9 protein-coding genes are annotated in these 12,145 nt (G+C 73.0%); 6 read left to right on the top strand and 3 right to left on the bottom strand.

What is annotated here, in order from left to right:
* Window positions 1-4: 4 nt before the first annotated feature.
* Both FE374_RS10675 and FE374_RS10670 read left to right on the top strand, forming a co-directional pair.
* Window positions 5-2,023 (top strand): acetyl/propionyl/methylcrotonyl-CoA carboxylase subunit alpha, encoded by a 2,019-nt coding sequence (locus FE374_RS10675; RefSeq protein ID WP_179957306.1) that lies wholly within the window; start codon window positions 5-7, stop codon window positions 2,021-2,023.
* The gene (locus FE374_RS10670; RefSeq protein ID WP_139928926.1) at window positions 2,023-3,174 is read left to right on the top strand and encodes an NAD(P)H-dependent flavin oxidoreductase; all 1,152 of its coding nucleotides are present in this window, start codon (window positions 2,023-2,025) and stop codon (window positions 3,172-3,174) included. Before FE374_RS10675 ends, FE374_RS10670 begins: the two co-directional genes overlap by 1 nt.
* Before the next feature lie 75 nt (window positions 3,175-3,249).
* Here FE374_RS10670 and FE374_RS10665 read toward each other — a convergent pair whose 3' ends face one another.
* Together FE374_RS10665 and FE374_RS10660 are read right to left on the bottom strand one after the other, a co-directional pair.
* Window positions 3,250-4,950, bottom strand: coding sequence for an HNH endonuclease signature motif containing protein (locus FE374_RS10665; protein WP_168205663.1), 1,701 nt, complete (start codon window positions 4,948-4,950; stop codon window positions 3,250-3,252).
* A 569-nt stretch (window positions 4,951-5,519) separates the two neighbouring features.
* Window positions 5,520-6,557, bottom strand: a complete 1,038-nt coding sequence (locus FE374_RS10660) for an LLM class flavin-dependent oxidoreductase (protein WP_139928923.1) — start codon at window positions 6,555-6,557, stop codon at window positions 5,520-5,522.
* A gap of 227 nt (window positions 6,558-6,784) precedes the next feature.
* Here FE374_RS10660 and FE374_RS10655 point away from each other — a divergent pair, with 227 nt between their 5' ends.
* The 4 genes from FE374_RS10655 (at window position 6,785) to FE374_RS10640 (ending at window position 10,555) form a co-directional block, all read left to right on the top strand.
* A complete protein-coding gene (locus tag FE374_RS10655) occupies window positions 6,785-7,390 on the top strand; it encodes a pyridoxamine 5'-phosphate oxidase family protein (protein WP_139928921.1) in 606 nt (201 codons plus the stop codon).
* Between the two features lie 126 nt (window positions 7,391-7,516).
* A complete protein-coding gene (locus FE374_RS10650; RefSeq protein WP_230978254.1) occupies window positions 7,517-8,158 on the top strand; it encodes a DUF3105 domain-containing protein in 642 nt (213 codons plus the stop codon).
* 32 nt (window positions 8,159-8,190) lie between these two features.
* Entirely contained in the window at window positions 8,191-8,841 is a 651-nt protein-coding gene (locus FE374_RS10645) for a DUF305 domain-containing protein (RefSeq protein WP_230978253.1), read from the top strand.
* Between the two features lie 76 nt (window positions 8,842-8,917).
* Window positions 8,918-10,555 carry a molybdopterin-dependent oxidoreductase gene (locus FE374_RS10640; protein ID WP_230978252.1) on the top strand — a complete coding sequence of 546 codons (1,638 nt, stop codon included), beginning with the start codon at window positions 8,918-8,920 and terminating at the stop codon, window positions 10,553-10,555.
* A 9-nt stretch (window positions 10,556-10,564) separates the two neighbouring features.
* Here the strand turns inward: FE374_RS10640 and FE374_RS10635 are convergent, their stop codons facing one another.
* On the bottom strand, window positions 10,565-12,133 hold the full coding sequence (locus FE374_RS10635; protein ID WP_139928917.1) for an FMN-binding glutamate synthase family protein: 1,569 nt from the start codon (window positions 12,131-12,133) through the stop codon (window positions 10,565-10,567).
* Between the last annotated feature and the right edge of the window lie 12 nt (window positions 12,134-12,145).

Genomic DNA, 12,145 nt, shown 5'->3' with positions numbered 1-12,145 from the left:
CGCCGTGTTCGCCAGCCTGCTCGTCGCCAACCGCGGGGAGATCGCCCTGCGCGTCATCCGAGCCGCCCGCGCGGCCGGGCTGCGCACCGTCGCGGTGTACTCCGACGCCGATCGCGGCGCCCCGCACGTGACTGCCGCGGACGACGCCGCCCGGCTCGGTCCAGCCCCGGCAACCGAGTCCTACCTGAGCATCCACGCCATCCTGGCCGCCGCCCGCGCCACCGGCGCCGACGCCGTCCACCCCGGGTACGGGTTCCTCTCCGAGAGCGCCGAGCTGGCGCGCGCCTGCGAGGAGGCCGGCCTGGTGTGGGTGGGGCCGCCGTCGGCCGTGGTGGCGCGGATGGGACGCAAGGACGCGGCCCGGGAGGCGGCGGAGGCCGCCGGCGTCGACGTGCTGCCCGCGATCACCGATGACGACGACGGCCGCCTCGCCTCGCGGGCGCTCGCAGAGGTGGGGCTGCCCGTGATGGTGAAGGCGGCGGCCGGGGGCGGGGGCAAGGGGATGCGGGTGGTGACCGACGCCGGCGCGCTGCCGGGGGCGCTGGCCGCGGCACACCGGGAGGCGGTGGCGGCATTCGGGGATGGCACGCTGCTCGTGGAGCGGTACGTGCCGCGCGGGCGGCACGTGGAGGTCCAGGTACTCGCAGACAGCCACGGCCACGTCCTGCACCTGGGAGAGCGGGACTGCTCGGTGCAACGGCGGCACCAGAAGGTGGTCGAGGAGTCACCGGCGCCGACGATCTCGACCGATCTGCGTGCCCGGGTGTGCGACGCCGCGGTCCGGCTCTCTCGCGAGATCGGCTACGTCGGTGCCGGCACGGTGGAGTTCCTGGTGGCGGGAGAGGGGACAGGCGCGGAGGCGTACTTCCTGGAGATGAACACGCGCCTACAGGTCGAGCACCCGGTCACCGAGGCCGTCACCGGTCTCGACCTGGTCGCGCTCCAGCTGTCCGTCGCACAGGGGGCGCCCCTTCCGCTGACCCAGGCCGACGTCAACGTCCGCGGCCACGCCATCGAGGCGCGGGTGTACGCCGAGGACGCCGACTTCCTGCCGCAGGCTGGTCGCGCGTCGGCGGTGCGCTGGCCGGCGGGTGCGCGGGTGGACGCCGGGCTGGTCGCCGGCCAGGAGGTGGGCACCTGGTACGACCCGCTGCTGGGCAAGGTCATCGCACACGGACCCACCCGGGAGGCGGCGAGGCTTCGGCTCGTCGCCGCGCTGGACGACACCGCCATCCTGGGACTGACGACCAACGCCGGGATGCTGCGCCGTCTCCTCGCCTCCGAGGCCTTCGCCCGCTCCGAGCTCGACACCGGGTGGCTGGACGAGCACCCTCGGGCGTTTCCGCCGGGCCCGGCCGACGTCGCGCTGTGCGCGGCCGCCTGGGTGCTGGGCACCACGGCGGCGGACGACGTGACGCACCCCTTCGGTGCGGGGGACGGGTGGCGGTCGGGTGGCCCGCCGGGTGCGGTGCTCGTCGACCTGAACCACGGCGGCGTGCGGCACCGGCTCCGGGTAGATCGCGCTGCGCGGCGGGTCGAGCGGGTCCGGGACGAGGTGGCCGGCCCGTTCTCGGTGGTCGTCGGGCGCTCGGTCACCGCGCCCCGTGAAGACCGGCAGGCCATCGAGGTCCGTCTCGAGGTCGGCGGTGCCTGGCAGCGCGCCACCGTGCTCGCGGGTGATCTGGGCATGCCCGGCCACGTCCCCGGCGTCGGCTCTGGCGTCGCCGTCGCACATCACGGCGAGGCCTACCGCTTCACAGTTCATGACCCGCTCACCACGGCGACTGCCGCACCGGTGGACGGTGTGGTGAGCGCGCCGATGCCCGGCCAGGTGCGCGCAGTGTCCGTGGTGCCCGACGAGCGGGTCGCTGCCGGGCAGGTCCTGGGTGTTCTCGAGGCCATGAAGATGGAGATGCCGCTCATCGCTCCCCACGCGGGGACGGTGGAGTCGGTCGACACCGCGGTGGGCGACCAAGTCGAGCCGGGTCAGACACTGTTCACCGTCGCAAGGGAGGAGCCGTAATGCGTACGCCGTTCACCGATCTCGTGGGAGTGGTGCACCCGCTCGCTGGTTTCAACCGTTCGCCCGCCGTGGTCGTGGCGGTCTCCCGTGCGGGGGCCCTGGGTGTCCTGGGGGCGACCATGTACACCCCCGAACAGCTTGACGCGCAGCTCACGTGGATCGAGGACGAGCTGGGCGGTCGGCCGTACGGTGTCGACCTGCTTGTCCCGACACCGACGCTGACCGGGGAGCGGGTGCAGCCGCTCGACGGCGACCCGCCGAAGGTTCCCCCCGCGCACCGTGCGTTCGTCGAGGACGTGCTGGACCGGTTCGGCATCCCGCCGCTCGGCGACGACGTCGTTCTCGACCGAACCGGCCGGATCGATCTGAGCCTGGAGACAAACACCGACGCGGCGACCGTCAACGAGCTGCTCGAGGTGGTGTTCGCGCACCGATCAGCGCTCGTTGCCAGCGCCCTCGGGACCCCACCGCCGGAGATGATCGACCTGGCCCGGCGGGCGGGTGTCCCGATCGCGGCGCTGGTCGGCACGGCGGAGCACGCGCGGCGACAGCTGGCTGCGGGGGTGGACCTCCTCGTCGCGCAGGGGACCGAGGGTGGGGGGCACACAGGCAACGTCGCCACCATGGTTCTCACTCCTGAGGTCGTGGAGCTCGCCGGCAGCGTGCCGGTGCTGGCCGCGGGCGGCATCGCCACCGGCAGGCAGATGGCCGCGGCCCTGGCACTCGGGGCCGCGGGCGCGTGGACCGGTTCGGTCTGGTTATCCAGCTTCGAGGACCCGGCGAGCCCGGTCATCAAGGACAAGTTGATCTCCGCCCGTAGTACGGACACGACGATCAGCAGGACGCGGACCGGGAAACCCGCACGCCAGCTGCGTAGCGCGTGGTTGGACGAGTGGGGCCGGCCGGGCGCACCGTCGCCACTTCCGATGCCCTGGCAGTCCGTGCTGGTCCGGGAAGCCTGGGAGCGGATCGATGTCGCTGCCCAGGCCGGTGATGAGCGGGCTCGAGACCTGGAGTCGTTCTTCGTCGGTCAGGTGGTCGGCACATTTGCGGGGCTGCGGCCGGCGGGAGAGATCGTCCACGACATCGTCAGCGAGTGCGAGAACCGGCTGAACGAGCTGGCCCGCCTCGCCCGACCGGGTGGGCCCTAGGGTGCTCCGGCGGGTCCTGGTCGCGCCGGGCGAGGACCGGCCGACCGGTCGACGAATGGACCAACCGGTTCACGGTCAGAAGGGTGGTGGTTCGTCGTTGGCGTAGTCGGGGGTCCAGGTGGAGCTGGTGAGGGATTGTCCGGTGCGGGGGTGGATGGGGGTGGTGGTGCCGTCGGCTTCGCGGCGGTAGGTGCGGGCGGTGCGTCGGGAGAGCCAGTCGAATACGCCGGGGTGGATCTGGCGGACGTAGAAGTCGCCGAGTGTCTTCAGGGTGTGGTCGGTCGTGCAGGCCGGGGCGAGGTTGGTGTCGGCGGTGGGGCCGCCGTGGGCGGCGGGGATGGTGTGGTCGAGGTGGCAGCCGTCGGCGTGGGCGCCGCAGCCGGGCCGGAAGCAGGTCTTGTCGCGGGCGCGGATGAGTTCGGCGAGGTCGGTGGGTGGTCGGTAGCGGGTGCGGCCCAGGTCCAGGACGGTGCCGCTGAGGGGGTCGGTGACCAGGCGGCGCCAGGTGCCGCCCAGGGCTAGGGCTCGTGCGGTGGCGGGGTCGATGGGGCCGTAGCCGTGCAGGGTGCCGGGTTCGTCGCCGCCGAGCAGGGTGGCCATCGGGACGGTGACGTTGACGCGGACCGGGACGCCGCCGAGGAGGCCGAGCGGGATCCACGCACGCGGCGGTGGCGGGTCGGTGCCGGGTGGGTCGACACTGCCGGGAGGGTCCGTGGTGTCTGGTGGTGCGGGGGCACTGGGTGGTGCGTCGGCATCTCGCGGGATGGCGTCGGGCACGTTGTCGACGTCGGGCGGTGGGACGGCGTCGGGCACGCCGTCGGCGTCGGGCCGCTGGTCGGGCGGCGGGCCGGTCGGCGGTGCTGGGAGGTCTGCGTCGTCGGGTGCGTCGGCTGGACCGACGGCGTCCACCGGTGCGTTGACTGGCGGGGCCGCCGGCTCGTCCGGCGCGGGGTCGGTGGTCTCTGCGGCTTCACGGTCCAGGTGCTGGTCGCTGGGGTCGGGTGCCGGGCGGCGGATCGGGGTGTCGACCGGCGGGGCAGGTGGGACCGGGATCGGTGTGCGGGCCGGGGTTGGGGCACCGAAGCCGCCCTGGATCAGGGCGTCGGCCCCGATCGCGGCGAGGATGTCCGCGCGGAGCTGGTCCAGGGTGCGCCCGTCCCCGCCGGCCTTGGCGGAGCGGGCCGCGGCGTCCAGGGCCAGGTCCAGCGCGAGGGCATCGGGCGCCGGGAGCACCGCGAAGATCGACGCCATCCCGTCGGGCAGGTGCCGGGGGTGGTTGACCCGCCGCCCGTCCCGGGCGGTGCGGTGCCGGGCCTGGGCGGCGTGGTGGTCTGCCGCGATCAGCGCCTTGGTCAGGTCCTGGGCCAGCTGGGGGTGGGTGCGCCCGGCCGCGGTGGGCAGCACCGCGTCCTGGACCGCCTCGCACACCGGGTACGGCTGGTGCTCCAGGGCGGTGGCGATCATCTCCGCCTTGCGTGCGTCCAGGTGCCCGTTGGCCAGGGCCTGCCCGGTCGCGGCCAGCGGCCCGCTGATCGCCAGCGCGGTGGACACGACCTTCGCGGCGCTCTGGCGGGTCACGCCCAGGCGCATGGCCAGCTCGGTGGTCGCCGCCAGTGTCGCGGTCCCGGTGCCCAGATCGTCCAGGAACCCGGTGACCAGCGCCGCGACCGCGTCCGCGCGGCGGGCGTGGGCGTAGCCGATGACCCGTGACCACTGCGCGGCCAGCTCGACCAAATCGGACAGGTCCTGCCCGAACGGCTCTACCGGGTCCAGCACCGCAAGCCGAGCAGCTGCCGAGCAGCTCCTGCGCCGCGTCCACGATCCCGGCCAGCCCCGGCGTGGGCGCCGGCGCCGGCGCGACCCACCCCGCTGCGACCGCCTCGGCCAGGCTCGCGGCCACGACCGGGCCGGTGCTCCCACCAGGAGCGGAGGAGACAGCGGACGAGACGGCGGCGGCGGTGGTGGCGGTGGTTGTCTCCGGGACCACCAGATCAAGCTCGAACGTCACGGGCGTCCCGGCCACGATCGGGAACCACTGCACCCCCGGCTCCTGCCCACGGGCCACCCTCACCGGCGGCACCGACGCCGGTGCTGCGAAGAACGCCGTCATCATCGCCACTTCCAGCGCGCTCGGCCCAGAACGCGTCACCACCGCGGCAGCGCCAACAGGCCCCACCACCGCGTCCACATCCTCGTCATCGAGCATGCCCCAGACGCTATCGGCGAGCACTGACATCGCCCCTGACAGCGTCCTGATCAGCCGATATGGGTCTGCGCGGATCAGCGGAGCGGTGAATGACGTTCGGAGGTTCGCGCCGCGAGCCTCGTTCCGGCGTCGGGCATGTTCACTGTTGGAGCATCTCGCGGACCAGCGGCGCAACCTTGGTGCCGTACAGCTCGATGCTCGTCATGAGCTTTTCGTGGGGCAGCGTGCCGACGGAGTACTTCATGTCGAACCGCGCCAGGCCCAGGGTCTTCGCCGCTCGGGCGATCTTGCCGGCAACGGTCTCCGGCGACCCGACGAAGAGCGCGCCCTCGGGCCCGACCTCGTGCTCGAACTGCTCGACAGTCATGGGCGGCCAGCCCCGCTCGCGTCCGATCCGGTCCTGCATCGCACGGTGGTGCAGGAAAATCTCCTCCCGCGCCTGAACATCGGTGGCGGCGACGTACCCGGGGGAGTGTGCCCCGATCGGCAGCTCTGGCTTGCCGAGCTGGGCGAGTGCCCGCTTGTACAGCTCCACCAGTGGAGCAAAACGTGCGGGCGCACCGCCGATGATCGCGAGCATGAGCGGGATGCCGTGCTTGGCGGCGCGCACGACCGACTGCGGGCTGCCGCCGACGCCGATCCATGTGGTCAGCCGCCCGGCCTCGGTGTACGGGTACACCTTCTGGTCTTTGAGCGGCGGACGGGTCTGCCCGGACCAGGTCACCGGGCCCTCGCTGAGCAGGTTCACGAACAGGTCGAGCTTCTCCTCGAAGAGCAGCTCGTAGTCCTGCAGGTCGTAGCCGAAGAGCGAAAAGGACTCGATGAACGAGCCGCGCCCGAGAATGACCTCGGCGCGACCCTGGGAGACGGCGTCGAGAGTGGCGAAGCGTTGGAACACCCGAATGGGGTCGTCCGAGCTGAGCACGGTGACCGCCGAGCCGAGGTGGATCTGCTTGGTCTGCCCGGCGATCGCGGCGAGGACCACATCGGGCGCGGACACCGCGAAGTCGGGGCGGTGGTGCTCACCGACGCCGATGAAGCTCAGGCCGACCGCGTCCGCGAGAACCGCCTCCTTGACCACGTTGCGGATCACCTGCGGGTGCGGCAGGGGGACGCCGTCGCCGTCGAAGGTCACGTCCCCGAAGGTGTCGAGTCCGAGCTGGAGCTGCTGTGCCACGGCGATCCTCTCGTCGGTCCATCCGCGGATACTGATCGGGCAACGTCCGTCCGCGGACACTGATCGGGCAACCGGGAAGGTGCGGGCGCTATTCCGCCGGGCCGAGGTGGCGGCCGCGTTAGGCGAGCCACGCCGTCCGCGTCCCGCGACCCCGCGCTGCGCGTGCGCATCCCCAGACGGTGCCCGAGGGTGGGCATTGCCGGCCGGCACACGAGGAGGAGGTCAGGATGGAGTTGGTCAACCCTTTCGGGACGGACGTCGACCCCGACGACACCCCGGACCCCATGACGCTCGCGCGCCACTGGGTCGGTGCGTCCGTGGAGAGCACGCTCATGACGCTGACCACCGTCGACAAGCACGGCGCGCCGGACGCCCGCCACGTGCTCCTCAGCGACGTCACCGAAGAGGCCTTCGTGTTCCACACGGACGCCCGGTCCCGGAAGACGGCGCAGCTCGAGGCGGACCCACGGGTGGCGCTGGCCCTCGTGTGGCGCGACGAGCTGCGCCAGCTCATCGTCCTGGGGGCGGTGGCGCGTACGGCGGAGGACCGGCTCGACGGCGCCTTCGCCCGCCTGCCGCGGTACCTGCGGCTGCTGTCCTGGGTGAACGACGACGCGCTCGCCGCCCGCCCGGCCGCCGACCGCCGTCGGGCATTCGAGGCATTCGCTGCGTCCCACCCCGGCGAGCTGACCCGACCGCCGTGGTGGGTGGGATACGACGTCGTGCCCGAGAGGCTGGCGTTCTGGCGCGGTGAGGACGCTGGACCGAGCAACCGGCTCGAGTACGTGCTCGGCGCAACCGGTGGCTGGTCGGCACGCCGGCTCGCCGGGTAGCGGCACGGGTCCACAACCTCCCACCGTGCCGGCGTCCGGCGATTCGGTTCCCGCTGTCCCCGCCGTCGGCTACTCTGGGCCCTCGATACTTGAACGAGCAACTAATCACCGCCGGCGAGGAGCCACGTGAGCAACCGCAAGCAGCTGGTCCAGGAGCGCACCGCTCGCGTCGCCGCCATGCGGGCCGAGCAGGCCCGGAAGGACAAGCGCCGCAAGGTGACGATCTTCGGTGGCGCGGCCGTCGTCTCGCTGGGTCTCGTCGCGGCCGTCGCGGTGCCGCTGGTGAACCAGGTCCGCCAGCAGCAGCAGATCGAGGCGGCCGCCAACGCGCCGATCGAGGGTGTCGAGGAGTTCACGGGCCTGACGAACAACCACGTCGAGGGCACCGTCGAATACGCGACCTTCCCGCCCGTCGGTGGTGACCACAACACCGTCTGGCAGAACTGCGGCATCTACACCGAGCCCGTGGCCAACGAGAACGCGGTGCACTCCCTCGAGCACGGCGCCGTGTGGATCACCTACTCCCCGGACCTGACCGCCGACCAGGTCGCGCTCCTCCAGGACGCGGTTCGCGGCGAGGCGTACGCGCTGCTGACGCCCTACGAGGGGCTCGACTCGCCGATCGTCGCGAGCGCCTGGGGCCACCAGCTCAGGCTCGACGACGCGGGCGACGAGCGCATCGACGTCTTCCTCGAGCGGTACCTCCAGGGCGAGCAGACGCTCGAGCCCGGGGCAGCCTGCTTCGGCGGCACCGGGACGCCGGCCTGATCATGTCCATGGGCATCGACGCACGACCGGCCGTGACAGGGCCCGCACCGGCCGGCGCGGGCGCCGCGCGCCACCCCGCCCTGCTCGCCGGGGTGGTGCTGCTCGCCGCCCTGGCGGCGATCGTCGGGCTCATCGCGGGGTCGCGCCTCGCAGCCGGGCCTGGGCACCCCACGGACGCCTCGGTCGACGCCGGGTTCGCCCGCGACATGGGCACCCACCACGCGCAGGCGGTCCAGATGTCCGCCCTGGTGCGGGACCGCACGGACGACCCCGCCGTACGCCAGCTGGCCCTCGACATCGAGCTCACCCAGCAGCATCAGAACGGGCAGATGTACGCCTGGCTGGAGCAATGGGGTCTGCGCCAGTCCTCCTCCCAGCCGGTCATGGCCTGGATGGCCGACCACACCGACCACGCGACGACGGCGCAGGCCGGCATGCCCGGCATGGCGACCCCGGCGGAGCTCGCCCAGCTCGCCGACGCGGAGGGCCGCGACGCCGAGCGCCTCTTCCTCCAGCTGATGATCCCGCACCACGAGGCGGGCGTGGACATGGCCGAGTACGCGGCGAACCGGGCCGAGGAGGACGTGGTGCGCCGCCTCGCGGTGACGGTCGTCAACGCCCAGACGGCGGAGCTGACCGTGCTGCGAGACCTCCTCCAGGAGCGCCGCGGGCCGCTCGAGTAGCCGGGACCTCCTTCCACCTCGCCGCGCGGCGGAGGACAATCAGCACGCAGGCACGCGCACCGACGGAGGTGGTCCCGTGCACGAGGCGCCCGAACGTCACCAGCCGCCCGGAGCGGCAGGTGGGCCGGCGGCATCGCGGCGCCCGAGCTCCTCCGCGTCCCGCAGAACGGGCACGCCCCCAGCGCCCCAGCCCGGCCTGACCCGCCCACGCGCGGCGCTCGTCGGCGTCCTGGTCACGGGTGGCGCCGTCGTCCTGGCGGACCTTCTCGCGCGGTTCGCCGGCACGGGCCCGGGGCCGGTGGAGGCGGTGGCCGAGGCGTTCATCGACCTCACGCCCTCCTGGCTCAAGGAGCTGGCGATCGACCTTTTCGGCACCAACGACAAGGTGCCCCTCGGCGTGGGCATCGTCGTGGTGATGGTCGCCCTCGCTGTCGTCGCGGGCCTGGAGGAACGACGACGTCGGTACTCGGGCGCGATGGTCGTCGCCTTCCTCGGGCTGCTCGCCGCGGCGGCCACGGCGTCGCGGCCCGACGGCGGGCTGGTGGCCACGTGGCCGGTGCTCGCCGCGACCGCGGCAGGGGCGATGGTGCTGGTCGCCGTCCTGGCACCGGCGCGGCCCGTGGACGCCGGGCGGGCCATGCGGGACCGGCGCACCCTGGACCGGCGACGCCTCCTGCAGGGCGCCGGCCTGGTCACCGGCGCGGCCCTGGTCGGGGCCACCGTGTCCCGGATGACAGGCGCCGGCACCGTCGCCGCAGGGCCACCGCTCGCGCTGCCGGACCCCGCCGTCCTGGCGCCCGCACCACCACCGGGCGCTGACCTGCGCATCGACGGACTGGCGCCCTACCGCACGCCCAACCCCGAGTTCTACCGGATCGACACCGCGTTCTTCGTCCCCCGGGTGGACCCGGCTACGTGGGAGCTGCGCGTGCACGGCATGGTCGAGCAGGAGGTGCGCCTGACCCTGGACGAGCTGCTCGGCGAGAAGCTGACCGAGGCGTGGGTGACCCTGTGCTGCGTGTCCAACGAGGTGGGCGGGCACCTGGTGGGTAACGCGTCCTGGCTCGGGCTGCCCGTACGGGAGGTCCTCGCGCGGGCCCGGCCGCTGCCCGGTGCGGACATGGTGCTCTCCCGCAGCGTCGACGGGTTCACCGCCTCCACCCCGCTCGAGGTCCTCACGGACGAGCGCAACGCCCTGCTCGCGGTGGGCATGAACGGCACCGAGCTGCCGCCCGAGCACGGCTACCCGGTGCGCCTGGTGGTGCCGGGGCTGTACGGGTTCGTCTCGGCCACCAAGTGGGTGGCCGAGTTGGAGGTCACCCGCTTCGCGGAGGCGACGGCGTACTGGACCGACCGCGGCTGGTCGCCGCGCGCCCCGGTGAAGATCTCCTCGCGCATCGACGTGCCCCGCGGCGGCGGGGAGCTGGCGGCGGGCGAGGTGGTCCTGGCCGGGGTGGCGTGGGCCCAGCACACCGGCATCGCGGCGGTCGACGTGCGCGTGGACGACGGCGAGTGGCGGCCCGCCGAGCTGGCTGACGCGGTCAACGTGGACACCTGGCGGCAGTGGGTCTACCGGTGGCCAGCCGAGCCGGGAAAGCACTCGCTCGAGGTCCGGGCGACCGGGCTCGACGGTGTCGTGCAGACCGGGGAGCGGGCCGGCGTCGTGCCCGACGGCGCGACCGGCTGGCACCGGGTGGACGTCCAGGTCGGCTGAGCGATCCCTTCAGCCCTGGCTGGTCTCGGACTCCGGCGCGGTCCCGCCCGTCGGTGCGGCGCCGGTCATGATCGCCGTCAGTTCCGCCTGCTGCGCGGCCGAGGGCAGCCCCCAGCCCGGCTGGTAGCCCACCACCTCGCGCAGCGGGCGACCGGCCTGGTTGCCGGCGAGGATCTCGACGTCGTCGACGTCGATGAGCCCGGGGTGAAGCACCCCGCAGGACTCGGCCACCTTGAGCAGGTCACGGTTGAAGGTGCGCAGGTAGCTGGCGAGCCGCACGGACTTCAGCGATGGGTCCAGGCCGTGCGTGAGCCAGGGGTTCTGGGTGGCTACACCCACGGGGCAGCGGTCGGTGTGGCAACGCTGGGCCTGGATGCACCCGATCGCGAGCATCGCCTCACGGGCGACGTTGACCAGGTCACAGCCCAGGGCGAACGCGACGATCGCGTTGTCGGCCAGCCCGAGCTTGCCGCCACCGGCGAAGACGATCCGGTCGGCCAGTCCAGCCTCGGCGAAGATCGCGTACACCCGGGGAAAGCCCACCCGGAACGGCAACGAGACCGAGTCGGTGAACGTCATCGGCGCGGCGCCGGTGCCGCCCTCGCCGCCGTCGATGGTGATGAAGTCGACGCCGCGTGCGCCGTCGGCCATCTGTTCCGCCAGCTGGTGCCAGAACTCCAAATCCCCGACCGCGGACTTGATGCCCACCGGCAGGCCGGTCTCGGCGGCGAGCAGCTCGACCCAGTCCAGCATGCTGTCGACGTCGCTGAACTCCGCGTGCCGGGAGGGGCTGATGCAGTCGCGGTCGGTGCGGATGCCCCGGATGGCGGCGATCTCGGCGGAGATCTTGGCCGCCGGCAGCACCCCGCCCAGGCCCGGCTTGGCACCCTGGCTGAGCTTGATCTCCAGGGCCCGCACCGGCGCGGAGGCCACCAGCGACTTCAGTCGCTCGAGGTCGAAGGCGCCGTCCTCGTCGCGGCAGCCGAAGTAGGCGGTGCCGATCTGGAAGACGAGGTCGCCGCCCTGGCGGTGGTGGGGCGAGAGGCCGCCCTCGCCCGTGTTGTGCAGCGCCCCGGTCAGCGCGACGCCCCTGTTCATCGCCTCGACGGCGGGGCCGGACAGAGAGCCGTAGCTCATCGCCGAGACGTTGACGATCGACTGCGGCCGGAACGCCTGCGCGCGGCCACGGGCGCCGCCGAGGACCTTCGCACACGGCAGGCGCACCTCCTCCCCGGCATTCGGGTGCGAGGGCGGGGCGACGGCGGAGAAGGTGCGGTGCTTGATGATCGGGTAGCCGTCGGACCGCTCGATGTCGTTGTCGGTGCCGAACCCGAAGTAGTTGTTCTCGCCCTTGGCGGAGGCGTAGATCCAGCGCCGCTGGTCCCGGCTGAACGGCCGCTCCTCGTCGTTGCCGGCCACGATGTACTGCCGCAGCTCGGGTCCGATGGCCTCGACGGCGTAGCGGGCGTGCCCGATGACCGGGAAGTTCCGCAGCAGGGTGCGCTTGCGCTGCAGCAGGTCGTGGGCGGCCACACCGGTGAGACCGGCGAGGGGGATGAGGGCACGAGACCATCTCATGGCCGGAAGTGT

It is taken from the genome of Georgenia yuyongxinii, from assembly GCF_006352065.1.
Lineage (GTDB): Bacteria > Actinomycetota > Actinomycetes > Actinomycetales > Actinomycetaceae > Georgenia > Georgenia yuyongxinii.
This window is presented reverse-complemented; position numbering and strand designations above follow the sequence as displayed.

Excerpts from the sequence above, each read along its gene's own strand:
- FE374_RS10635 (WP_139928917.1), bottom strand. The coding sequence starts at position 12,133 with ATGAGATGGTCTCGTGCCCTCATCCCCCTCGCCGGTCTCACCGGTGTG.
- FE374_RS10655 (WP_139928921.1), top strand. The coding sequence starts at position 6,785 with ATGGAGTTGGTCAACCCTTTCGGGACGGACGTCGACCCCGACGACACC.
- FE374_RS10670 (WP_139928926.1), top strand. The coding sequence starts at position 2,023 with ATGCGTACGCCGTTCACCGATCTCGTGGGAGTGGTGCACCCGCTCGCT.